Source organism: Cyanobacterium sp. (assembly GCF_054166785.1).
In genome coordinates, this window is record NZ_JBSZCP010000026.1 from 1 (window position 1) to 23,399 (window position 23,399).

Annotated in this window: 21 protein-coding genes; 8 read left to right on the plus strand and 13 right to left on the minus strand. The window is 36.8% G+C overall.

The annotated features are described in order from the left end of the window. Window positions 1-286: 286 nt before the first annotated feature. Window positions 287-1,510 (minus strand): CCA tRNA nucleotidyltransferase, encoded by a 1,224-nt coding sequence (locus ACXITR_RS04610; RefSeq protein ID WP_457996057.1) that lies wholly within the window; start codon window positions 1,508-1,510, stop codon window positions 287-289. A 67-nt stretch (window positions 1,511-1,577) separates the two neighbouring features. Between ACXITR_RS04610 and ACXITR_RS04615 the strand changes: the two genes are divergently transcribed. The 5 genes from ACXITR_RS04615 (at window position 1,578) to ACXITR_RS04635 (ending at window position 7,508) form a co-directional block, all read left to right on the plus strand. Further along, entirely contained in the window at window positions 1,578-1,826 is a 249-nt protein-coding gene (locus tag ACXITR_RS04615) for a Ycf34 family protein (RefSeq protein ID WP_457996058.1), read from the plus strand. Window positions 1,827-1,999: 173 nt separating this feature from the next. Beyond that, window positions 2,000-4,996 carry an isoleucine--tRNA ligase gene (gene ileS, locus ACXITR_RS04620; RefSeq protein WP_457996059.1) on the plus strand — a complete coding sequence of 999 codons (2,997 nt, stop codon included), beginning with the start codon at window positions 2,000-2,002 and terminating at the stop codon, window positions 4,994-4,996. Window positions 4,997-5,148: 152 nt separating this feature from the next. Then, window positions 5,149-5,517 (plus strand): hypothetical protein, encoded by a 369-nt coding sequence (locus ACXITR_RS04625; protein WP_457996060.1) that lies wholly within the window; start codon window positions 5,149-5,151, stop codon window positions 5,515-5,517. A gap of 64 nt (window positions 5,518-5,581) precedes the next feature. Then, window positions 5,582-6,133, plus strand: a complete 552-nt coding sequence (locus tag ACXITR_RS04630; protein WP_457996061.1) for a zinc finger domain-containing protein — start codon at window positions 5,582-5,584, stop codon at window positions 6,131-6,133. A gap of 160 nt (window positions 6,134-6,293) precedes the next feature. Continuing rightward, on the plus strand, window positions 6,294-7,508 hold the full coding sequence (locus tag ACXITR_RS04635; RefSeq protein WP_457996062.1) for an ATPase, T2SS/T4P/T4SS family: 1,215 nt from the start codon (window positions 6,294-6,296) through the stop codon (window positions 7,506-7,508). 12 nt (window positions 7,509-7,520) lie between these two features. Here the strand turns inward: ACXITR_RS04635 and ACXITR_RS04640 are convergent, their stop codons facing one another. The 10 genes from ACXITR_RS04640 to sufC all read right to left on the minus strand — a co-directional run bounded on the left by ACXITR_RS04640 (window position 7,521) and on the right by sufC (window position 18,844). After that, the gene (locus tag ACXITR_RS04640; RefSeq protein WP_457996063.1) at window positions 7,521-7,835 is read right to left on the minus strand and encodes a lipopolysaccharide assembly protein LapA domain-containing protein; all 315 of its coding nucleotides are present in this window, start codon (window positions 7,833-7,835) and stop codon (window positions 7,521-7,523) included. A 71-nt stretch (window positions 7,836-7,906) separates the two neighbouring features. Next, window positions 7,907-9,088, minus strand: coding sequence for an NAD(P)/FAD-dependent oxidoreductase (locus ACXITR_RS04645; RefSeq protein WP_457996064.1), 1,182 nt, complete (start codon window positions 9,086-9,088; stop codon window positions 7,907-7,909). Window positions 9,089-9,228: 140 nt separating this feature from the next. Further along, window positions 9,229-10,803, minus strand: a complete 1,575-nt coding sequence (gene lysS / locus ACXITR_RS04650; protein WP_457996065.1) for a lysine--tRNA ligase — start codon at window positions 10,801-10,803, stop codon at window positions 9,229-9,231. Window positions 10,804-10,913: 110 nt separating this feature from the next. Next, window positions 10,914-11,282, minus strand: coding sequence for a YccF domain-containing protein (locus ACXITR_RS04655; protein ID WP_457996066.1), 369 nt, complete (start codon window positions 11,280-11,282; stop codon window positions 10,914-10,916). A gap of 109 nt (window positions 11,283-11,391) precedes the next feature. Beyond that, complete coding sequence (locus ACXITR_RS04660) at window positions 11,392-11,835, minus strand: pentapeptide repeat-containing protein (RefSeq protein ID WP_457996067.1); 444 nt, start codon at window positions 11,833-11,835, stop codon at window positions 11,392-11,394. Window positions 11,836-12,146: 311 nt separating this feature from the next. Next, window positions 12,147-13,310: a histidine kinase gene (locus ACXITR_RS04665; protein WP_457996068.1), complete on the minus strand. Its 1,164-nt coding sequence runs from the start codon at window positions 13,308-13,310 to the stop codon at window positions 12,147-12,149. Between the two features lie 385 nt (window positions 13,311-13,695). Next, entirely contained in the window at window positions 13,696-14,472 is a 777-nt protein-coding gene (locus tag ACXITR_RS04670) for a segregation/condensation protein A (protein WP_457996069.1), read from the minus strand. Window positions 14,473-14,865: 393 nt separating this feature from the next. Further along, window positions 14,866-16,350 (minus strand): UDP-N-acetylmuramoyl-L-alanyl-D-glutamate--2,6-diaminopimelate ligase, encoded by a 1,485-nt coding sequence (locus ACXITR_RS04675; protein ID WP_457996070.1) that lies wholly within the window; start codon window positions 16,348-16,350, stop codon window positions 14,866-14,868. A gap of 218 nt (window positions 16,351-16,568) precedes the next feature. Beyond that, window positions 16,569-17,942 (minus strand): Fe-S cluster assembly protein SufD, encoded by a 1,374-nt coding sequence (gene sufD / locus ACXITR_RS04680; RefSeq protein ID WP_457996071.1) that lies wholly within the window; start codon window positions 17,940-17,942, stop codon window positions 16,569-16,571. Between the two features lie 131 nt (window positions 17,943-18,073). Continuing rightward, entirely contained in the window at window positions 18,074-18,844 is a 771-nt protein-coding gene (gene sufC, locus ACXITR_RS04685) for a Fe-S cluster assembly ATPase SufC (protein ID WP_457996072.1), read from the minus strand. A gap of 187 nt (window positions 18,845-19,031) precedes the next feature. Here sufC and ACXITR_RS04690 point away from each other — a divergent pair, with 187 nt between their 5' ends. Further along, window positions 19,032-19,541 carry an inorganic diphosphatase gene (locus tag ACXITR_RS04690; RefSeq protein WP_457996073.1) on the plus strand — a complete coding sequence of 170 codons (510 nt, stop codon included), beginning with the start codon at window positions 19,032-19,034 and terminating at the stop codon, window positions 19,539-19,541. 67 nt (window positions 19,542-19,608) lie between these two features. On the opposite strand, the gene purM is transcribed toward ACXITR_RS04690, so the two are convergent. Then, on the minus strand, window positions 19,609-20,634 hold the full coding sequence (gene purM, locus ACXITR_RS04695) for a phosphoribosylformylglycinamidine cyclo-ligase (protein ID WP_457996074.1): 1,026 nt from the start codon (window positions 20,632-20,634) through the stop codon (window positions 19,609-19,611). A 597-nt stretch (window positions 20,635-21,231) separates the two neighbouring features. On the opposite strand from purM, the gene ACXITR_RS04700 reads away from it, so the two are divergent. Next, window positions 21,232-22,128, plus strand: a complete 897-nt coding sequence (locus tag ACXITR_RS04700; protein WP_457996075.1) for a septal ring lytic transglycosylase RlpA family protein — start codon at window positions 21,232-21,234, stop codon at window positions 22,126-22,128. 93 nt (window positions 22,129-22,221) lie between these two features. Here the strand turns inward: ACXITR_RS04700 and ACXITR_RS04705 are convergent, their stop codons facing one another. After that, window positions 22,222-22,938, minus strand: coding sequence for a hypothetical protein (locus ACXITR_RS04705; protein ID WP_457996076.1), 717 nt, complete (start codon window positions 22,936-22,938; stop codon window positions 22,222-22,224). A gap of 221 nt (window positions 22,939-23,159) precedes the next feature. Here ACXITR_RS04705 and ACXITR_RS04710 point away from each other — a divergent pair, with 221 nt between their 5' ends. Next, a complete protein-coding gene (locus ACXITR_RS04710) occupies window positions 23,160-23,399 on the plus strand; it encodes a hypothetical protein (RefSeq protein ID WP_457996077.1) in 240 nt (79 codons plus the stop codon).

A 23,399-nucleotide genomic window follows, 5' to 3' on the forward strand; every position in this document is an offset into this window, starting at 1 on the left:
AAACGGACGTGGAGCAGGGCGTAAGACTAGCGTAAAGTTAGCAGTAGGCGACGAAGCGTCAACCCACCGAGAGAATAGATTTGAGCAATTAAGTTTATTCTAGTAGGAATCCTCGTGCATTTATGCCGAGGAGGATGTCAAACTCCCACCGTTAATTTAATTAGGTTTTGTGGAGAAATTTAATGGGGGTATTCATTTGACCTACTCTTTGGTAATAATAGGCAGTAATGACAAGGCAAAGGGTTTAAGCCCGTTGTTAGATATTATGGGTAATAGGGGTAAATAATTAGAGATTTTCATTACAGTATTTTTTAGCAAAAATAAGGGCTTCTTTTTTACTGTAAATTTTGCCTTCTAAATGAGCAATTTGTACCTCGGTTAAAATTTCTTTTATTAATGGACTTGGTTTAAAATGTAGTTCATGGATGAGATCATTTCCTGTAATTAAGGATTGAGGATGAGCTACCAAATCATTTTTGTTACTATAACGATCTATTAATTTAGATACAATTATACTATCATCAGGATTAAGGGCGATCGCCCTAAGAGCTATTAAAGGAAAAGTATCACTAACATTAAGAAAGAAAAAATACTGCTCTCTAAGGGTGGTATTTAAATTAAAATTAAGTAGCTCAGGAAGATATTTAATAATCGTAGTTACCGTTCTAATCTCATTTTTAGAACACTTTAAATTAATTAATTCCTCTTGAACTAATTCAGGAATATTAGAAGTTAAACAAGATAGTTTTGCTAACCCTAAAAACTCTGAAGATATATTTTGAAATAGAGAATATTTTTGTGTAATGTTACCTAAAACTAGATCTATTTTTGATAAGTTAACAATACTTTCTGAGGTAATATTTGCTAACCAATGGGATAATATATTATCTTCATAAGCCAGTTGTAACCAATGACAACCATCTTTTGATTGTAAGAGATAGTCTAATTCACTCTTTACCCTTTCCGCCGCTACCCGAGACAGGAGGGGGGCTAGTTGTTGCAGACTTGTGCGAGTATCGGGAGTGATGGAAAAACCTAATTGGGAGGCTTGACGATAAGCCCTTAAAATTCTGAGGGGATCATTTTCTAAGTTTTTTGGTGATACCATTCTGATGATACCTTTTTCTAAATCTTTTTGACCTTCTAAGGGATCTACTATTTCCTTATTATATAGGTTAAGGGCGATCGCATTTAGACAAAAATCACGACGATATAAATCATCCACCAAACAATCCCCCTCCTGTTTAGCAAAATCCACCGTAACCGAAGGAAAAACCACCCTAGCAATCTCCCGCCCCGCATCCAATACCACAAACCCAGCCCCATACTTATTAGCAATAAACTTCGCCGTTTGAATTGCCCCATGGGGTAAAACAAAATCTAAATCAATATAATCCCTTCTCCTGTGCAATAAAGCATCCCTAACCACTCCCCCCACCAAAAAAGCATTAGGGGGCAACAAATCCAAATCAAAAGGCAATACTTGTCTTAAAAAATCCGCAATAAACATTAATAAATAACCAACCTCGTGAAAATTAAGCTAGATTAGGGAGTAGAGACAGTCGGAGAAAAAGCCTATGTGTATCTGTGTAAACTGTTACTATGTTGACCGTTGCAATACTTATCATGCCGTAGAAACTCAACATGAGCAACCCCACCTAACAGACAAACCAAGTTTTGAGCCTGAAAATCCCTCCATTAACGTAAACATCCGTACCCGTGAAGACTATATAGAAACAGAATGGGATGTTGTCGGTTGTGATAGCTTTAGTGAGGAAAAAAATAAATGGGCAAAACTACGCCCCGGGGAAGCAATTCCCACATAAATCATTGCAAAACTGATTAATTTTTCCATCACAGAGGGATTATCCCTCTTTTTTTTATAGTCAAAAGTAATTCGATTAAGTCTTTCTTCGCCAATTTTGACATTGAGATACAACACCTATTCGCAATACAATAGCAGAATGTAAAAAGTTATATTAATTAATCTCTCTTATCCATGAGTGAACCTAAAAATTATAAAGATACCGTGAATTTGCCCCAAACTAGCTTTAATATGAGAGCTAATGCGGTGCAAAAAGAGCCAGAATTACAGAAATTTTGGGCAGAAAATAAAATATATGAAAATCTAGCCGAAAATAACCCCAAAGAATTATTTGTCCTCCATGACGGCCCCCCTTATGCCAACGGTGACTTACACATGGGTCATGCCTTAAACAAAGTTCTTAAAGATATTATCAATAAATATAAATTATTACAAGGGCATAAAGTTCGTTACGTACCGGGTTGGGATTGCCACGGTTTACCCATCGAATTAAAAGTATTACAAAGCATCGACAAAGATAAAAGAAGCGAATTAACCCCCATCAAACTACGGTACAAAGCCCGTGACTTTGCCATCAAAACCCAAAAAAAACAAGCCGAAGGATTTAAACGCTATGGCATCTGGGGAGACTGGGAAAACCCTTACCTCACCCTCAAACCTGAATATGAAGCTGCCCAAATCGAAGTATTTGGCAAAATGGCGCTCAATGGTTATATCTACCGTGGTTTAAAACCCGTCCATTGGAGTCCTAGTTCTCAAACCGCCCTCGCTGAGGCAGAATTAGAATATCCTGAAGGGCATACTTCCCGTAGTATCTACGCTAGTTTCACCCTCACCAAGTTAAGCGAAAAAGCCTCACATTTAGAGCAGTATATGCCTAATTTAGGGGTTGCCATCTGGACTACTACCCCTTGGACAATCCCAGGTAACTTAGCTGTGGCGGTAAATGGTAAGTTAGATTATGCAGTGGTGGAAGTTATGGCGGAAAATGATTCCCCCCAACCCTCCTTAATAAGGGGGGGGCAATATTTGATTGTTGCTCAGGATTTAGTAGAAAGTCTTGGTAATACCTTTGGTGTCAAGTTAGAAGTTAAAACCACCATCAAGGGTGCTGATTTAGAATTATCCACCTATCAACATCCCCTCTTTGACAGAGAAAGCCCCGTAGTTATCGGCGGTGATTACATTACCACGGAATCTGGTACAGGATTAGTACACACTGCCCCCGGCCATGGGCAGGAAGACTACATCACAGGGCAAAAGTATCATTTACCCATTCTCTCTCCTGTGGATGATAAGGGAAACTTTACGGAGGAAGCAGGGGAATTTGAGGGTTTAAATGTGTTGAAGGATGCTAACCAAGCCATCATCGATGCTTTAACCTATAAAGGTAGCTTGTTAAAAGAAGAAGCCTATCAACATAAATACCCCTACGATTGGCGTACTAAGAAACCCACCATTTTCCGTGCTACGGAGCAATGGTTTGCGTCGGTGGATGGTTTCCGAGAGGAGGCTTTAAAGGCTATTAAAGAGGTTAACTGGATTCCTGCCCAAGGAGAGAATAGAATCACTCCTATGGTAAGTGAAAGGAGTGATTGGTGTATTTCTCGTCAGCGTAGTTGGGGTTTACCGATTCCTGTGTTTTATGATGAGGAAACCCATGAGCCTTTGTTAAATGAGGAGACTGTTAACCATGTGAGAGATATTATCAGGGAAAAGGGTTCTGATGCTTGGTGGTTGATGTCAGTGGAGGAGTTGTTGCCTGAGAGTTACCGTAACAATGGCAAGTCTTACCGTAAGGGTATGGATACTATGGATGTATGGTTCGATTCTGGTTCGTCTTGGGCAGCAGTAGCAAATCAACGGGAGGAGTTGAAATACCCTGTGGACTTATATTTAGAAGGTTCTGACCAACATCGGGGCTGGTTCCAGTCTAGTCTTTTAACCAGTGTAGCGGTAAATGGTCATGCTCCTTATAAGACTGTGTTAACCCATGGTTTTGTGTTAGATGAAAAAGGCATGAAGATGAGTAAGTCTATCGGTAATGTGGTTGATCCTAATTTAATCATTAATGGTGGTAAAAATCAAAAACAACAACCTCCCTATGGTGCTGATGTGTTAAGGCTTTGGGTGTCTTCTACGGACTATTCTGGAGATGTGCGCATTGGGGATAGTATCATCAAGCAGTTGTCTGATGTTTATCGTAAAATTCGTAATACGGCTCGATTTTTGATCGGTAGTTTACATGATTTTGATCCTACTAAAAATGCGGTGAGTTATGCAGATTTACCTGAGTTGGATAAGTACATTTTGCATGAAACCCATCAGGTTTTTACGGAAATCACTGAGGCTTACGAGGGTTTCCAATTTTTTAAGTTCTTCCAAAAGGTACAGAATTTTTGTGTAGTTGATCTTTCTAATTTCTATCTGGATATTGCTAAGGATAGGCTTTATATTTCTGATCCTAATTCTGCTCGTCGTCGCAGTTGTCAAACTGTTATGGCTATTATACTAGAAAATCTGGCAAGGGCGATCGCCCCTGTACTCTGTCACATGGCGGAGGATATTTGGCAAAATTTACCCTACCAAAAGCCCTGTAATTCAGTGTTTGAGGCTGGTTGGGTCAAATTAGAACCTGAGTGGATAGAAAATCAAAATCTTTACGACACTTGGAACCAAATCAGAAAAATACGAGTACAAGTAAATAAAGAACTGGACGATACCAGAAATGCAAAAAAAATAGGCTCTTCCTTAGAAGCTAAAGTATTTCTTTTGGTTCAGAATGAAGAGTTAAAAAATAAACTAAGAATACTAAACAATAATGAAGATACAAAGATTGCTAATGTCAATCAGTTAAGATATTTATTCTTAGTCTCTCAAGTCGAGTTACTGGAGTCCATTTCAGATATTGAAGATCCTAAATTTATCAATAAAATAAATGACTCTAGTCTTCGAGAAACTTTAAGCAATAAAAACAACTTAGAACAAATAAAAAAACAAGCAACCTTGAGTAGTGTTTTTCCAGATGCTCTTAATCTACTTATTATTGTGGATACTGCAGATGGAAGAAAATGTGACCGATGCTGGAATTATTCTACAACAGTGGGTACTTTTAGCGATGAACCTTTGATCTGCAACAGATGCAAGGAAGCTCTTGTTGGAAATTTTTAGTGTCATAATAAGCTAGAAAATAAATCCATAAATACAAATGCAAATGTTCCCTCTATGTTTAAAACATTGAACATAGGAGGAACTAATTTAATTTATTGGAAAACTTTAATGTATTCTAAGTAAATAGCCAAAGATAAAATCTTAAAAAAACTATGAGTAGAAAAAGAGTTTCTAAAGGTCAAATTATTATGAGAAAAGAGGATAAACTACCTTTACTCGCCGAAATTATGAGACCTGAATTCACGAATGATGATTATTTGGAAGCCTTTAAAATTTATTTTCCTAAGGATTGGTTAAATATTAACAAACGATACAATGAACACGAAAAACTAACTAAGCTTGGGAAAACACATCCAATGCCAGAACCAAAAAAGTATCTTTTGATGATGTCGCAAAAATATATAAATGCGGTTAGACAAAAACATAAAAAAGGATGGGTTATCAGTCAAAATGAAGAATTAGAGATAAAAAATAAGATTAATGTTTACACCGAAAAGCAACGAAAAAAATTGAGTAATTAATTATGCCCCTGTACTCTGTCACATGGCGGAGGATATTTGGCAAAATTTACCTTACCAAAAGCTTATGACTAATACCGACAAAGATAAATCTATTTCTGTTTTTCAATCAGGTTGGATTGAATTTCCTTTTGAAGCATACAATAAATCATCTAATTTAGAAAAATTTAAAGAGCCTCCTTTTATTCCAAGTATATGGCAAGAATTACGCAACATTCGCACGGGGGTTAATAAGATTTTGGATGATGCTCGTAATCAGAAGCTCATCGGTGCATCCCTTGAAGCGAAGGTGTTGGTATATGATACCACTGGTACGTTAGCGGATACATTAGCTAGTCTCAATCCTGATGATGCTCTTAATGAGGGTAACAAGGTAGATGAGTTACGCTATCTCTTGTTGGTTTCTCAGGTAGAGTTAGTAAGCGATGAGTCTGCACTAGATGAGAGTGAATATCGAGGGGAAATCACTTTAACCGATACTACTCTTAAGGTAGCAGTTGTTAATGCGGAAGGGCGTAAGTGCGATCGGTGTTGGAATTATTCTAATTCCGTAGGCACTTTTGTTGATGAACCATTAATCTGCGACAGATGCAAGGAGGCCTTAGTAGGTAATTTCTAAATTATATTATGGGGTGGGAATTTCTCACCCTTTTATTGTGAGTTTCTGCATATTTAAGGGGCGCTGGAAAATTTGACTACATGAATTATATGTATGGTGAAAAGGGTAATCTCTAGGAGAAGAATAAATTTTTTATCATTGTTTCTCCCATACTAGAGCTATGAATAATCAAGATAAATATTTCAATATTCCAGCTGATGTGGATTTAGAGCAAATATTGGATCATGTTGATCAAAAGAAAGATTACCCCCCAGAAGAAATTTTAGATCATAGGGACTCTAATCAAGCTCCTATTAGTACCTTTGTTAATAATATTCTACGTCACACTATTCAAAATGATATTGAACAGGTATATATTCAATGTCAGGACAATAATTTAGTTATCAAAGGTCGCAAAAATGGCAAGATTTCTCAAAGTTTTTCTCTTAAAGAATTAGATTGTCCAAACTTATTTTATCAAACAGTAGTAAATAGAATAAAAATTATTGCTGGTTTTAATCAAAAAGATAAGTTTCCAATTAGTAAAATTAGAAGAATATATAATAATCACATTTATTATTTTATTATCAAAATTGTTAAGGGGAAATACTCAGAAACAGTAAGTATAGAATTAATAAATAATAGCCATATTCAAAAAGAGCTTAATCAAGTTTTTGTGGTAAAAAAAGGATTATTGGCTATCAAAAACTTAATTAATTTATCGTCAGGGCTAATCATTATTAGTGGTGGAGCAAAAGCCAGAAAGACTACTGTTAGTTATTTAATATTAAAAGAATTAGTAAAAAAAAATATTAATATTTATAGCTTAGAAGATACTATAATCTATGATTTACCTGATATTACTCAATATGATGATTCTATAGTTCAGGAATCAAGAAATTTTGCTCAAGAATTAAAAATAATCATGGGTCAAAATCCAGATGTGATTTATATAAATAAACTAAAAGATAGCTTAACGGCTGAGGAAGTATTTAGTGCCGTTAGCCATGGTAAATTAGTGATTGTGGAAATGGAGATTAATTCCATCGCCCTGATTTTTGCAACCTTATCAAAATGGGATATAAAACCGTTTGAAATTGCATTAAATTTGAGAGGTATTATTAATCTAAAATTAGCGAAAAAAACTAATAATAATGTTTCTAGTAATATGGAAAAATGTCAAGAAAAAATGTTAATAGTACCAGAAATATTAACGATAGATAGTGTCGCACAACGGGCGATTGTTGATCATAAAAATTTGTTTGATTTGATGGAAAAATTAAGGAAAAATTCTATGGTTACGGGGCTAGAATATGGTTTAGAATTAGTTGATATGAATTTAACCACTTTATCAGAGGTAAAATCTATTTGTAGTACAGATATTAATATATCCTAATTAATTCTTTTTTTACCAATCAAAAATAGGATCATCGTCTTCCTCTTCTAATTCCCAATCCCTAACAAAATTTTCCGATTTTCTCCTTTTATCATTTTTCAATCTTTTCTTTTTATTCATAGGACTAAAAAAAACTGGTAATAAAGCCCCGCCGATAAAACCACTGGATACGGAAAATGAAACTAAGATTCCTAGGGGAATCGAAATTGATTGAAAACCAAAAAAAGTTAGGCTAATGGGAGCTACATTTTGGATAGCAAAAATAGGTAAAATAATGATCCAAAAAGAAATAATAAAAGTGATGATTAAATTACTAAATGTTTTCATATTTTTAAATTTTATAGTAGCCCTTCGCCCAATTTTATCTCATTATTTTTAGTGAGTAAGTTTTAAGTTGCTCATGAAGAAAGAAAGTTCACTAAAGGGGTACTTAACCAACTTAAACCCACTTTTAATTGATGTTTTGCGGTGGGAAGACGATATAGATACACAAAACGACGGGCTAAATAGGCCAATCCACCATCAAGGGATATTCCTAAACCGCTGAGGGTAGCATTATCAATGCCGAGGGCAATCATTTCTCCAAGGGGTTGATAGCGGAAGGGTAGGAGGGGTTTTTCTTCTAAAGATGCCCAAATATTCCAAGCACAGTAGTCTGATTGTTGGAAGGCGACTTGGGCGGTGGAGGGGAGAATATTACCGTCTTTATCAAGGGATTCGACTAAATCACCGAGGGCAAAAATTTCGGGATAGTTTTCTACTTGTAATTCTTGATTGATAGTTAGTTTTCCTTGTTCATTTTGGGGTAGGCTAAGACCATCTAATATTTTGACTGGTTTGGTGCCGACTGTCCATAATACTAGGTCAACGGGGATAGTATCAACCACGTTTTTATATTGCAAAGAAATTTGATTTTCTTCTATTTTGGTGATGTCGGTTTCTAAGTCTAGCCATATTTTTCTATCGCTAAGGGCTTTTTCCGCTGCTTTACGGTTAAATTCAGGGGATTTTTTGAGGATTTTATCGCCCCTATCTATAATCCTAATTTTACCACGTTCCTGGAGGCGATCGCCTATTTTGACGGCTAATTCTACGCCACTATAACCACCACCGACTATGGCGACTCGGATTTTTTCTTGTTCTGAGTTTTCTAGTTGTCTTAGTTTTTCCTTGAGGGTGTAAGCATCATCAAGGGTGCGGAAGGGGATAGCATATTCTTTCGCCCCTGAAACGGTTTGAGATGGTGTTGTGCCACCAAAGGCGATGACTAAACGATCATATTCTAGGGTATCGTTAGATTTGAGGCTGACGGTTTTTTGTTGAAGGTTTACCCCTGTGACGGTGTCTTGGATAAAATTGATTTTGCTATCTTCTAATAATTCGGTGTAGTAGGGGGCTACTTCCCAACTTTGCATTTCTTCGGTGACTAACTCATATAGTAAGGGAGAAAATAAGAAGCGATCGCCCTTATCCACTAAAGTAATCTCAGGAAAATTAACACCCCAATCCAACTCCTGCAACCTCAAGGCAGTATAAAGCCCCCCAAAGCCACCACCGAGTATCAATATTTTACTTGTCATACTATCCCTTTTAAATTACTACTCTCTCTATTCTATGTTACCACCATGGAAATGATGGATCATTAGGCCGGTAAGGGGTTTAAACCCCTTGTTATTTTTTATAATGTTGCGGTATCAATCATTGAAAATTGACATACCCATTATTTTTTGATGACATCCCCTAGTCTTTGTAAGACAAAATCCTTATCTAAATAAGACAATAAATAACCAGCTTTTGGTCCTTTTTCCTTACCTAAAAAGCTATAATATACCGCAGGAAAAGCCACAGGGGGTTTAAATTCTAACTGTTTCATGGCAGTAAATAAAGCTGTTTGTAACTCTTCCCCTTCCCATTTTTCAAGGGTAGTTAAAGTTTCTTTTAGTTTTGCTAAATAAGTAATTTGATCATCCGTTAATTCTGACACAATTTCAGGAATAGAGTCAAAATAAATAACTAATTTTTCTTCCTCATCAGCATAATCCGCTAACCATTTACGGGCGATCGCAATGCGTTCATTAATCTTAACCCAGTCATACTCAGTTAACTCCACCTCAGCCCGTTTTTTGACCTCCTCCACAATATCCAAATGGGGAACTTGTAACAAGGAAATTAGGGTACTAATATCAAAAGTATAAAAAGGCTTAATTTCTTCATCCAATTGAGCATAAAATAAAGGTAATAAAGTCTTATCTAACTCTACATTGTCATCCTCTTTTTTCAACTGGGCATAGGTATTTAAAAGATTATCATAATCCCTAAATAAACGGGTAATATTATCATAATTAGGAGCAAAATTAATAACCGTTTTTGGCTGAGTTTTTAACATCAAAAACCTTAAAATTTCTGGGGGTAATAAATCCGCCATATCCTTAGCACTAGAACCCACCCCCTTAGAAGAACTCATTTTAGTACCATTTACCAAAATAAACTCATAGGGAGAATGAAAAGGAGGCTTTTTGCCCAAAACCTTACGGGAAATCGCATTTGCCACATCCCTCGAGCCACCCTTCTGGGAATGGTCTTTTCCTGCCATCTCCATGGTGACACCAATCAAATTCCACTTCGCAACCCATTCCACCTTCCATGGCAATTTACCATTACCATCAAAAGGAGACACCCAACCAGAATGTCCACAACCCTTCACCCAATCCGTAGCATCTTCCTTACAGGTATAAAAAACCTCAGAGCCATTATAGTCAGTGGTGACAGTGGTGGCAATTTTACCGCAATTTTCACAAATTACCTGAAAAGGATACCAATTATCAGGGCGCTCAGACTTACTCACACTCAAATAAACATCTTTTATACCCTGAGCATTTTTTAAAAAAGTGTCGATATAGGGATTCATTTTTCCAGAGCGGTATAAATCCCTTAAATAATAAATTTCCGCCTTTACTCCCAAATAGTCGAAAACCTCCAGAAACTCCTCCATAAAATATTTAGCATAATCACTGCTTTTCTCATCAGGAGAAGGTACATTGCAAAGGGGATAGCCAAGGTAGGGGGCAAACTTTTCTTGGTCTAAATAATGGGGTACAGTGTCTAGGGCATCATAATCATCCACCCCATAGGTAAATTTAACGGGTTTACCAGCCCTTTTTAAAGCTCGATACATTACATCATGAATAATAACACCCCTCACAGAGCCTACGTGTACCCTACCTGAAGGGGTTTTGGAGTCATTTACTAATTCTTCTTGTTGGGAACTTTCTGCTATTTTATCCGCCCAAAACATAATTTAATAATTATTAACTATAATTTACAGTGCAAACCTTTGATTATATCTTAACTTCATTTCGATTCAGAAAAAGTACACCCCCAACAAGCCCTGTGGCAAAAAATCAACTATCGCAACTCTCTGCCAAAGGGAAATAGGGCAATGGGAATCAATTTAAAATGTTGTTTAGCAAAGGGTAAGCCAATAATTGTAATAGCTAAAATCAAACCATGGACAAGATGAGAAATGGCAATTTCCCAACCAAATAACAATAACCAAATTACATTAAAAATAGTGTTTAAAGTGTTGGAATAGTTCGGGGAAACATAGTCTCGTCTGCCAAAGGGTGTCATGGTTGCAACCCCTAACTTGATGGCTTGAACCCCGAAAGGAATGCCGATAATGGTTAGGCAGATAGTTAAACCACCGAGAATATAACCTAATCCACTCAGAAAACCACCAAAAATTAACCAGATAATATTTCCTATTAAACTCATTTTTTATCTCTATAATGTATTTTTTTCAACAATATACCATATGGTATAAAAAATACCCCTTTCCATGTAGAAAAGAGGCTTTAATTTAAGTATTTTCTAATCATAATTATTAATCGAGATATTGTCCCCCTACACCAATATTTGTGTTGTAAATGGTTGCCTCTTCAATGTTCAGGTTGTGCATAAAAGCATTATGTACATGGGTATCGAACATGGTAGCGTAACCTAGGTTTGTGCTGTTGAGGTTAGCATAGTTCATGGTTGCATTGGTTAAAAATGCGTTGTGAAGGTCAGCATGGGCAAGGTTTGCTCTGTCTAAGTCCGCACCCTCCAGGTTTGCATGGCGTAGGTTTGCTCCCCTTAAGTCTGCATTTCTCAAGTCTGCACCAATGAGATGACTTCCTTCTAAGTCTGCGTTTCTTAAGTCGCAACCCATACATTGATTTGTTTCTATGAGTTGTTTTACATGGTCAGCATTTTGTGCCATGGTTTCTGGACTCATAATAACGCTAAGGGCGATCGCACTTACCGCAATAGTTAATAGTTTTTTCATAAACTTTCCCCCTATCTATATATAATATATTACCTTTATTTTCCCCATATTTCTCTTAATATGTCAGGGATTTTACAAAGTAATCAATTCATCTGTAAAGTTATGTAAAATATTTAAATAACTTGTTTAAATTCAGTAATAATTACTGTGATTTTTAAAATCAAGACTTGTATAAAATAGTAAAAATTGAATAATAGTCCAAAATAAAATATCAGTATATTTACTTTATAATCTTTATACATCAAAGAGTATAGAAACTAATCATACTAACTTTAATGATTTAATTACCTCACCTTCATCATAACAAAAAATTAAATATAGACAGGTAGGGTAAAGCGAAAACAACTGCCCTGATTTCCGTTATCATCCACCCAGATTTGACCATAGTGAGCATTAATTACCTGACGACAAAGAGCCAACCCAATGCCATATCCTTCCTGTTTTATATCCCTTTCTAAGCGAAAATGACCATCAAAAATAAGCTCTTTTTTTTCTGGGGGGATACCCGAACCCGTATCAATAACACTAACCTCTATTTTTTGAGTAGTTTTATGGAGAATAGCCACAGTAATTTTTCCCTGATTAGGAGTATATTTAATTGCATTTTCAATCAAATTAACCAACACTTGATAAATCAATTCTGGATCTGCATATACCGCAGGTAAATCTTGAGGAATATCCTTAATTAAAAATTGATTTTTAATCTTAATTTTTTCACTAAAACTATTTAATAAATCATTGCATAAACTAATCAAATTAACTTTTATCGGGACAATATTGAGTTGATGATTAGTCTTTTTTGATGTCTCCAATAAATCAGTAATCATCTTATTCATGACTTTAAATTGCTTTTTAGTCTGAACACAAAGTTTCTTTTGTAGCAAAAATAACTTCTCCCTATCAACCTCATCAATGGCTAACTCAATGGTTTCTACCGCCAAGGATGCAGCGGTTAAAGGATTACGTAAATCATGCACTAACATAGCCAACATTTGATCTTTAAAATCTAATTGTTGTTGTAAATTTTTTACCTCTTGCCTCAGCTGAAAAATATCATCACTCAAACGAATCAACTCAGAAGAAGGTAAACAAGTTTGTAAAATAGAATCTTTGTCGTCTATCTCATTCTCAAAGCCCTGAGTCAAAGAATATTGCCACTTATCCCACCATTTTTGCAATTGTGCGGTTAAATCACTTCCTGCGAGGGTTTGTTGGGGGGCAGGGTTAACTTTTACGAGGGCTGGAGTAGCAACCAGTTTAAAATGCTCTACTAAATGGGGATATTTCGTAATTTCTAAGACTTCTAATTGAAATTCATAGTCATTGGTTAAACTTTGAAGATAGATTTTGATTTCTTGAATATTTTTTTGCGAACTATGACGGTTATCAACAAATAATAATAGTTGAAGAGATTTTTTGGTTTGTTCTGTATTGTTGTTTTTGCCAAAAACTGGATCACTGTCTGATGGATACATCCTGAATATCACTCCCCATGGGCATATTTTTTTGTTGCTACTATTACCAATTTATAGTATTTTTTAGGTTTTTCTTAAGAAATGTTTAATATTTTTCTTGGAAGGGTGATTAAACCAGTTTAGAAGATAAAGTTAATTGATCCTAAATAGTCAATAATACTGGACTCAAAGTATGGTTTATGAGTCGGACTTGATCTAATATAACAATTCCCGTTTTAGGGTGGTAAAAAAGTTTAGCTGAAAAGCAAAAGACAATAAAAAATAGATTTCATAGTTATAAAAAATGCTATGGGTCATTTAAAATAGTGATTATTCTTTGTTTTTTAGCCTTGGCAGTATAAAACATTTTATAGGATTAAAAAACCTATAATTTATTCAGCCAATCCTAATCATTGATCAAAATGTTTATATCAATATCTTTATAAAACTCCTCTTGAGATAGTTCCACTTTTGATTGGGATGATAATAATAATAATGCCCAAAATATTCCTACTTTATCTTGTTTAGGTGTTTCTTGGTACTGACTCCATGATGTTACTAATTGTTCTAATTTTATGTGTTCCCTATGTTCCGATATATTGCATAAATTTTGAGTTAAAAAGATATTTAAGTCATGGGCTAACTGAGTTAAATTTTCATCGTGGGCTAATTCTGTAATGGTTTTTAGAGCTTGTTTTTTAGTATATTTTCTTTTCTTATTTAAATTTAATCCATGGAGATTCGTTGCTTTTTTCAGCTCTTTTTCAATGTCTTGAAGCTGGGTTATAAATTCAGATAACGTAACTCTTCTTTTACGAGGAGGAAGAGCAGATGTTCTTCTTTTAATTTGTTGTTCTAGGTTCGATTGTAGTTGTCTTTTTCTGATGGTATTTTCAAGATCTTCTTCTATGTAAAGTTCTTCTATTTCTACTTCTTTTTGTCCTAATTTTTCGAGGGTATCAGCTTTTAATAAAACTAACATTGATGCCCACAACATAACTTGCCCTGAGTGGGATAAATCTTGATCTAAAATATCGATTGTATTACTTTCTTTTAGGTTTAATTCTGCCAAGAAACGATCTATAATTTCTATTACTTGTACATCCCAAGGATCAATTTCTCCTTTTTGGGCTAAGTCAATCAATAGGGCAATGGCTTCACTGGCAGGACTATTATTTTTCATTCTTTTTTGATAGATGCAGTAGATGAGCAAGGGGTTTTAAGCCCTTATCAAGAATTTTGGGTATAAAACCCCGTCATTCATGACGGCTTTATGTTAAAATTTTAGCAAGGTTTTTAACCGATGTAGCTACGGACAGTAAATAGGCAAAAACCAAGCCAATTTCAAGTATAACGTCTGTGGTATTTTTGGCGGTAGGGCATATCGCTACAGCTTCTGGAGAGAGAGTAAGACCAAGTAAAAAGTTTACTTTTGAAAGGCATCACTTAGTGAAGGAAGAATCCTCTCGTCTTTAGGCAGAGGAGTTGTCAAGGGGTAATAATGCCAGAAAAGTAATCAACTCAAGAAATGGAAAATTAAACATAAATTCAATTCTCCATTATCAATTATTCATTCTCAATTATTGATGAGGGCTTTTTGGGCTTCTTCCCTGTCATCAAAATGAATTTTTTCTGTGCCTAAAATTTGATAGTCTTCATGACCTTTTCCTGCAATTAACACTCCATCACCGGGTTGAGCAGTTTTTATGGCGGTTTGAATGGCTAAGGAGCGATCGCCCTGTACAATGGGTTTAATATGGTTAGGGATACCCGCCAAAACATCTTCGAGAATTTGAGTGGGATTTTCGGTGCGAGGATTATCGGAAGTTACTACCACTACATCGGCTAAATCAGCGGCAATTTTACCCATTATAGGACGTTTAGTGCGATCGCGATCGCCCCCACAACCAAACACACATATCATTTTACCCTTAATAAAAGGACGGGATGCTTTGAGTAAATTTTCTAAACTATCGGGGGTATGGGCATAATCCACAATAACGGTAATATCCTGATTCGGTTTAGCTTCCACCCTTTCCATGCGCCCCGGCACCCCTTTAAACTGGGGTAAACATTGGGTAATAGTATCTAAATCAATGCCTAGTTGTAATACCGCACCCACTCCAGCTAAAAGATTTGCTAGGTTAAACTGCCCGACAAGGGGAGAGGAAAATTTGATTTCTCCTTGGGGAGTGTGCAAAATGCCTTCAACTCCATGGGCTTGATATACTAAATCGGTGGTGTACAAATCCGCCTCCGTATTAGTAACACTATAACTCCAGACATTTTCCGATTCTATAGAGTTGATCAATCTTTGTCCGTAGGGGTCATCATAATTAATAATGGCTTTGCCATGGAGATATTCTTGATTGAATAGGAGGGCTTTGGCTTGAAAATAATCCTCCATATCCTTGTGATAATCGAGGTGATCTTGGGTTAAGTTAGTAAATACAGCCACATCAAAATGACAGCCTTTTATTCTTTTTTGGGCGAGGGCATGGGAGCTTACTTCCATTACAGCATATTGATTTTGGGCGTTTATAGCCTCTGCCAATTGCGCCTGTAAATCCACCGCAAAGGGGGTAGTATGACTAGCGGTTTTTTGATAATCTTGCCAACGGGCGTAGAGAGTGCCAAAGAGGGCGGTTTTTTTCTGGGCTTGTTGTAGGAAAAATTCGATTAAGTGAGTGGTGGTAGTTTTGCCGTTAGTGCCTGTAACTCCTACCATGGTTAATTTTTGGCTAGGATAATCATAAAATTTATTAGCAATCTGCGCACAAACATCATTCATATCATCGGCTATGATGACACAATCCGACTCGGTAGGGGTATTTTTATCATAGGCTTCTTTACTAATTATAGAGGCGATCGCCCCTTCGCTCAAAGCACTTTGCCAAAACTCTCCCCCGTCAACCCTTGTGCCAGGCATCCCGATAAATACATCCCCCGATGACACTAGCTGAGAATTCGTCACCACCCCTTTTACCTCAAAATCTAGGGCAGGATGTTCAGGAATAGAGTTAATCTGTTCTATATTGGACAACAATTGACGTAATTTCATCAAACTTCACCCCTCACTTAACAATAAAAGATTTTTACTATCTTATAGCAATATTTTGGGGAATGGGGAACAGGGAATGGGCAATGGTAATAAAATAATAAATTAATTAGTAGTGATAATGAGTAATAGCTCATCATCTGCTTTTGTGGGGTAATAAACCCAACTTTAAAAAACTATGCCCCTCGCCTTTGGGAGAGGGGGTGGGGGTGAGGGTATTGTTAATCGATGGTGCGACAAGCAACACACTGGGTTAACCTTTGAATCAACGATTGATAGGGAATTTTATCGATAATCTCGGCGGCGAAAGCATCAAGTAAAAGATGACGGGCATCATTGTCGTTTAAGCCACGACTACGAAGATAAAAAATTTCATCGGCTTCTAATTGGCTAACCGTTGCACCGTGGGCGCATTTCACATTATCCGCTGTGATTTGTAACTCTGGTTTGGTGTTAATCCTTGCCTTGGGAGATAACAATAAATTGCGATTAAGTTGTGTGGCGTTGGTTTCTTGGGCTAGTTTTGGCACGTTTACCCTACCATTAAAAATACCGTGTCCAGAGTCATCTAAAATATATTTATGGAGTTGGTTTACAGTACCATAGGGATGATTTAAACTCACATGGCTATGGGTATCAGCAATCTGTTTTCCTTGCACCATGGTTAAACCTAAAAGATTAGTGTAGGTTTGTTCTCCTTTTTGAATGATGTCTAGGTTATGACGGTATAGTTTTCCACCCAAACTTATTTCATTGATAGTATAACTACTATTACGGTACTGGGCGATCGCACTTAAGCCCATATGAAAACCATCCCCCGATTCCCGTTGAATACGACAATGATTTAAAGAAGCATTTTCCTGTAAATGAATTTCGGTGACAGCATTAGTAAAATAAGGCTTTCCACCCACCGCATCAGAACAACCAACGCTAGTAGCACCATAATATTCTATAATTTCACAACGAGAATTAACCTCCCCCACTATCAAAATACGGGGTTGCACCAAAATAGGTAAATCTTCCTTTGCCACAATATGCAGTAAATGGATAGGAGTGTGACACTCTATATTTTTATCAATCCACACCACAAAAGCATCATTAATTCCTGCCGTATTTAAAGCCGAAAAAACTTCATTTTCAGGTTGATTTTTAGTTAAAAAATGACCAACTTTTTCTTTTTTACTATCATCTAAATCAGCTAAATTACCCACATAAACCCCATCGGGCAATCCAGACACATCAGACAAATTTTTATCGTAAAAACCATTAACAAAAACTAAGCGAGAATTAGACGCTTCTTGCAACTTAAAACCATCTAAAACAAAATTAGATAAACTCTGTTTTGTCGGGGTACGGAAATCAACTTTTTGTAAAGCAGTTAAATCAGTAAAACGCCACGCCTCATCCCTATTGGTAGGAATATTTAATTTAACTACCTCATTAGCAGATTTTTGTCTTACTTGCTCAATAAAATTACCTAAAACACCACCAAAATTAGTGTTGCTGCTTTCACCGACTTGTAACAAACCACCTAAATAAGCATCTTTATTGACTGTAAAATTATTAGGATTTAATGTAACCAGAGAATCAGACATAAAAATATACTATAAAATTTACAACTAAAAAATTAATTAACCTAACACTTAAAATCTATTTCTTTTAACAAGGGGCTTAAGCCCCTTTCCCGAATTTAAACCCCTTCCGAATTTAAACTCTTTGCCTGAATTTAAACCTCTACTAATTCCTCTTCTTCCAAGAAATCGTAACCCTTTTCTTCCAACTCAAGAGCCAAACTTTTATCACCACTTAAAACAATTTTTCCTTGGGACATTACATGAATAAAATCAGGCTTAATGTAGTCTAATAATCTTTGATAATGGGTAATTAATAAGAAAGCATTATCGGGTTTTTTCAAATGATTTACCCCCTCAGACACAATGCGTAAAGCATCAATATCTAAACCTGAATCAATTTCATCTAAAATTCCTAAAGTAGGCTCTAGTAAAGCCATCTGTAAGATTTCATTACGCTTTTTCTCACCCCCAGAAAAACCTTCGTTTAAACTGCGCCCAAGAAAAGCAGAATTCATTTTCACAATGCCCAATTTTTCCTCGATTAAATCTTCAAAATCGAAAGCATCAATTTCTTCTAAACCTAAATACTTACAACGGGCATTATAAGCAACCCTCAAAAAGTCTAAATTACTTACCCCGGGTATCTCCAAAGGATACTGAAAAGCCAAGAAAATACCAGCCAAAGCCCTCTCATCAGGCTCTTTATCTAGTAAACTTTCTCCCTTATAGAGAATCTCACCCCCCGTTACCTCATATTCAGGATGCCCCGTCAAAACCTTGGAAAGGGTACTTTTTCCAGAGCCATTACGCCCCATAATAGCGTGTACTTCCCCTGCGTTAATTTCTAGGTTAACCCCTTTAAGAATAGGAGTACCATCTACAGAGGCGGTGAGATTACGAACAGATAATATGGTTTCAGTCATAATAAGTTATTTAATACGGGTGAGCGTTCTTAATTTGTATATATTTTCTTCTGTGGATCTATTTTAAGGTACTTTAGCAACATTTTTGTTGTTTTATTCTTTTTTGCCCCTAGAAAAAATTCCACGAGTCGGATATGTGATTAAATAAATAGGCGTATGAATAAGTTTTATGAAGGAGAATTTTTAAATGGATTTATCTCGTATTCCCGCACAACCCAAGGCTGGTTTAATCAATGTTTTAATTGAAATCCCCGGGGGAAGCAAAAATAAGTATGAGTTTGACAAGGATATGAATGCTTTTATTTTAGATAGAGTATTATTTTCCTCGGTGAAGTATCCCTATGATTATGGTTTTGTACCTAATACCTTAGCCGATGATGGAGATCCTTTAGATGGTATGGTAATGATGGATGAGCCTACTTTCGCTGGTTGTGTCATTGCGGCGCGCCCTGTGGCAATGTTGGAAATGATTGATGGAGGAGATAGAGATGAGAAAATTCTTTGTGTTCCTGCCAAAGATCCTCGCTATGATCATGTTAAGTCTTTGAAGGATATTGCACCCCATCACCTTGAGGAAATTGCTGAATTTTTCCGCTCCTATAAAAATTTAGAGAAAAAGGAAACTAAAATTTTGGGTTGGAAAGATGTTGATCAAGTTGCGCCTTTGGTGCAAGAGTGTGTTAGAGCTTATAAATAAAGTATAATTTCTATTTTTGGTGGGCATTGCCCACCCTACGGGAATAATACAATAGTACAACCTTGTTTTAACAAACAAATTGGATGTCTTTTTTTCCTGCGATGACTTTACCAATATGGTAGGAAGGAATATTTTCCCCTTCAAAAAATTCCATAGTTTCTTTTACCTTGTGGGGTGGCACAATCACCACAAAACCTACCCCCATATTAAAAGTATCGAGCATATCTTGTTGGTTTACTTTACCGGTTTTGGCTAACCATTGGAAGATGGGGGGAATTTGCCAACTGTTAAGGTTTACTTCGATGGAAAGATTGTCAGGGAGACAACGGGGTAAGTTTTCGGGAATACCTCCCCCTGTGATATGTGCCATGGCTTTGATGCCAAGGTTATTTCCTAGGGCTTTGAGGATGGGTTTTACATAAATACGGGTGGGGGTGAGACAGGTTTCCCCGAGGGTTAATCCTCCTAATTCTTCTGGTTTGTCTTCCCAATTTAGTCCACTTACTTCGATGATTTTTCGCACGAGGGAAAAGCCGTTGCTATGGATACCGCTACTACTAAGGGCGATCGCCTGATCTCCTATTTGTACATCTTTTCCATCCAAAATAGATGCTTTTTCCACAATTCCCACACAAAATCCAGCCAAATCATATTCCCCTACCTGATAAAAACCGGGCATCTCTGCGGTTTCTCCACCGAGTAAAGCACAACCACTTTCTTTACATCCTTCGGCAATGCCCACCACCACTTCTTCTAGTTGATGGGGGTTTAATTTTCCTGTGGCTAAATAATCGAGAAAAAATAATGGCTCGGCACCCGATGTCAAAATATCATTAACACACATGGCGACTAAATCAATACCAACGGTGTCATGGCGATTTAGTTGATGGGCAATTTTTAACTTTGTACCCACTCCATCGGTACCCGAAATCAAAACAGGTTGTTTATAGCCAGAAGGAATTTCAAAACAACCACCAAAGCCACCTAACCCCCCTAAAACGCCCTGACGATAAGTGCTTTCTACCGCTGAACCAATCTTGTTGACGAATTCTCTTCCCGCTTCTATATCTACTCCAGCCTGCTTATAATCCATATTTTCGGTCTTTAGTTAATAACAATAAATTATGACGGTAATCATGTTAGCTAATATGATCATTTATTCTTATCTTACTTTTTGATCAAATTACTATCACTTTACTAGGGGAAATCATACCATTATTAACTCTATTTTTTGTGGATTCCATGGATTCTGTTTTCAAAAAAAGTAAGGCAATAATTAGATATTTTGCAGTGAATCTGGGCTTAATTCTGGAAAATTTCCCTCTCTGATTACACTTTCAAGGAATTTATGATGTTTATTTTCTGCTTTGACTCAGTTTTTAGATTCCATCAACGATGAAAAACTATAAATTATCACCCCATTGATTAGTTTTCTTTAACTAAAACACCTTAAAAAAAAATAAATAAACCTACCAATATAGTGGGTTAATTTTGGATTTTCAACCCAAATAAGCAATACTGAACCTTTCTCTTTTTTGGATAAGTATTTATTACCCCCCAAGCAAAAATGACATGTTAACTTAGGTAGAGTCAAAATTTATTAACGAATGTAAACATTCCATTATCTAGGAGTAAGAAACAGAATAAACCCGTATTTGGGGTTTTGATCTCATTCAACTAAGAAAAAACTATGCTTACAAACACTTGGAACAACGCTGTTAAATCAGCCATCACCATTATTTTAGGAGTATCAGGTTTAACCATCGCCCCTAACGTAAGAGCTAATACGGCGAACTTCTCTGATCAAAATACAGCAGGTACTTCTCAGGCTCATAATCCTGTTGCTGTACAACTAGACAATGTCGCAGAAGAATTTTTAACTAGCAAAATTTATTCCCATAACTGGCAATCACAACAAGCCGCTACCCTACATTTTCAAAATATTCCTTTACTTACCTTTGTGGGGGAAAGTGAGGTCGAAATCAACACCAGAGCTAAAAATTTAGCTACTCGCCTCGACCAACTTCATCAACAACAAGCCGATGCGAATAAAATCGCTGTGCGTTGGGATGACCAAAGAGCGGAATATTTAATTCAATATGGTGAGCAAGATATTGTTGCTATCAACGATAATAATATTTTGCCAGATTCTACTGCCAATGCGCAAGTAGATGCCTTACAAGCGGCTAACCGTTTACGTAGATTGTTGGGTAATGCAGAGCCTATCAGTACTATTATTAATCAACCAGAGGTACAGCTAGCAAGTACCGCTGCGGTAAAGGGTTCTACTGGTAGAGTTATTCGGGGTATTGCTTCTTGGTATGGCCCTGGTTTCCATGGCCGCAGGACTGCTAATGGTGAAAGATTCAATCAAAATGCTTTGACTGCTGCCCACCGTACTTTGCCTTTCGGTACTCGTGTAAAGGTAACCAACGTTAGCAATGGTCGCTCTGTGGTTGTGAGAATTAATGACCGTGGACCTTTTACTGGTGGTCGTGTGATTGACTTGGCGGCGGGTGCTGCCCAGGCTATTGGCTTGAAAGGCAGAGGAGTAGGCCCTGTTACTGTTCAAGTTTTAGGTCGCTAGTGGTCAACACAGTTGTTTAAAAAGGGGTTTTAACCCCTTACTCTGCATCATTTTTCATCTATCTATGATATAGACTGACTCCCATTACCGAACTTAGCTTAAAATTAGTTCTGGAGATGGGGGTATTTTTATGTCTGTGAAGGGATAGTTGCTAAGGCAGTGCCAATGGCAAGTATATAAATCTGGTTGTTGGACGTTGATGGAGGCGATGGCGGGGGTGGCAGGAAAGGGCCAAAGGCGATCAAAAATAATGCTTTCATCTACCATGCGAAACTGCATCAGGTAAACAGCGGGGGTGGCGTTAATGGATTCTAATAAGTCATGGGCTAGGCGATAGAGAGGTTGTCTTAGGTTATCTTTCAAGTCGTAGGGTTGTTCGTAGGAGTTGGGGATTCCTCCTTCGCCAATAACTTCTCCATATACTAACCCTTTGGCTGTATATATAATAGGTAGCCATAGGTCTCCTAGCCAGAGATGATCTGTGCTGGTACGATAATTAAAGTTTTGCTCTACCCACTTGCGTCTTTTTTCTACTTCGTAACAGGCTTTATAGACATTGTAGGCTTTGAAGTTAAACCACTCTGGTAGTTTGATTGTGAGGGGACAATAAATTAATTCTGAGCTTGGATTGGCTAAAGTAATCGATTTTGACCATAAATCTGCCGCCCCCATGATTTTTACATCGGTATTCGGGGCTGTGGTGATTATTCCCTTGGTTAATGCCGTTGCCATTTTTTGGGCGATGGGCGCTGAGGGGGATATTTTACCCTGCTCGACTTGGGCATTGACTATTACAATAACTTTAGACATTCTTTAATCAATATGATGGTTTTTGGTTGCATTCCTATGAGTCGGACTTCTCTTTTTTAGCCCTTAAAAACAGCGGAAAAGTAGCACAGTAGCAAACTAACTATACTTTGTGGCACTTTTGGGTTTATGATAGAGATTAATCTGTTGTCAATTATAGCTTAAGACTTGTTTTTAAAACGGTATTATTGATTTTTGTTAACCCTATCTACTCTTTATTATTGATGCGAGAAAAGTTCTTGATTTGGTTAGATCGTTTTTTGATTGCCGATGTTTTTTTGGTAATTATCGGTTTTGTCTGGTTTGCGATCGCCCTTATTGGTAAATCCATGGACATTGCACTGGGTTGGGAAATTTGGTACAAACTATGGCAACCCGTATTCAACCCAGCCATCGGAATTTTATTTTTAGGAGCGTTTTCTAGTTGGCTAATAAGGAAATGGAAAGAAAAATTCGGTAACTAA

What these genes read in the sequence shown, in the direction of transcription:
- ACXITR_RS04610 (WP_457996057.1), bottom strand. Translation starts at nt 1,510, where the DNA reads ATGTTTATTGCGGATTTTTTAAGACAAGTATTGCCTTTTGATTTGGAT.
- ACXITR_RS04615 (WP_457996058.1), top strand. Translation starts at nt 1,578, where the DNA reads ATGTGTATCTGTGTAAACTGTTACTATGTTGACCGTTGCAATACTTAT.
- ileS (WP_457996059.1), top strand. Translation starts at nt 2,000, where the DNA reads ATGAGTGAACCTAAAAATTATAAAGATACCGTGAATTTGCCCCAAACT.
- ACXITR_RS04625 (WP_457996060.1), top strand. Translation starts at nt 5,149, where the DNA reads ATGAGTAGAAAAAGAGTTTCTAAAGGTCAAATTATTATGAGAAAAGAG.
- ACXITR_RS04630 (WP_457996061.1), top strand. Translation starts at nt 5,582, where the DNA reads ATGACTAATACCGACAAAGATAAATCTATTTCTGTTTTTCAATCAGGT.
- ACXITR_RS04635 (WP_457996062.1), top strand. Translation starts at nt 6,294, where the DNA reads ATGAATAATCAAGATAAATATTTCAATATTCCAGCTGATGTGGATTTA.
- ACXITR_RS04640 (WP_457996063.1), bottom strand. Translation starts at nt 7,835, where the DNA reads ATGAAAACATTTAGTAATTTAATCATCACTTTTATTATTTCTTTTTGG.
- ACXITR_RS04645 (WP_457996064.1), bottom strand. Translation starts at nt 9,088, where the DNA reads ATGACAAGTAAAATATTGATACTCGGTGGTGGCTTTGGGGGGCTTTAT.
- lysS (WP_457996065.1), bottom strand. Translation starts at nt 10,803, where the DNA reads ATGTTTTGGGCGGATAAAATAGCAGAAAGTTCCCAACAAGAAGAATTA.
- ACXITR_RS04655 (WP_457996066.1), bottom strand. Translation starts at nt 11,282, where the DNA reads ATGAGTTTAATAGGAAATATTATCTGGTTAATTTTTGGTGGTTTTCTG.
- ACXITR_RS04660 (WP_457996067.1), bottom strand. Translation starts at nt 11,835, where the DNA reads ATGAAAAAACTATTAACTATTGCGGTAAGTGCGATCGCCCTTAGCGTT.
- ACXITR_RS04665 (WP_457996068.1), bottom strand. Translation starts at nt 13,310, where the DNA reads ATGTATCCATCAGACAGTGATCCAGTTTTTGGCAAAAACAACAATACA.
- ACXITR_RS04670 (WP_457996069.1), bottom strand. Translation starts at nt 14,472, where the DNA reads ATGAAAAATAATAGTCCTGCCAGTGAAGCCATTGCCCTATTGATTGAC.
- ACXITR_RS04675 (WP_457996070.1), bottom strand. Translation starts at nt 16,350, where the DNA reads ATGAAATTACGTCAATTGTTGTCCAATATAGAACAGATTAACTCTATT.
- sufD (WP_457996071.1), bottom strand. Translation starts at nt 17,942, where the DNA reads ATGTCTGATTCTCTGGTTACATTAAATCCTAATAATTTTACAGTCAAT.
- sufC (WP_457996072.1), bottom strand. Translation starts at nt 18,844, where the DNA reads ATGACTGAAACCATATTATCTGTTCGTAATCTCACCGCCTCTGTAGAT.
- ACXITR_RS04690 (WP_457996073.1), top strand. Translation starts at nt 19,032, where the DNA reads ATGGATTTATCTCGTATTCCCGCACAACCCAAGGCTGGTTTAATCAAT.
- purM (WP_457996074.1), bottom strand. Translation starts at nt 20,634, where the DNA reads ATGGATTATAAGCAGGCTGGAGTAGATATAGAAGCGGGAAGAGAATTC.
- ACXITR_RS04700 (WP_457996075.1), top strand. Translation starts at nt 21,232, where the DNA reads ATGCTTACAAACACTTGGAACAACGCTGTTAAATCAGCCATCACCATT.
- ACXITR_RS04705 (WP_457996076.1), bottom strand. Translation starts at nt 22,938, where the DNA reads ATGTCTAAAGTTATTGTAATAGTCAATGCCCAAGTCGAGCAGGGTAAA.
- ACXITR_RS04710 (WP_457996077.1), top strand. Translation starts at nt 23,160, where the DNA reads ATGCGAGAAAAGTTCTTGATTTGGTTAGATCGTTTTTTGATTGCCGAT.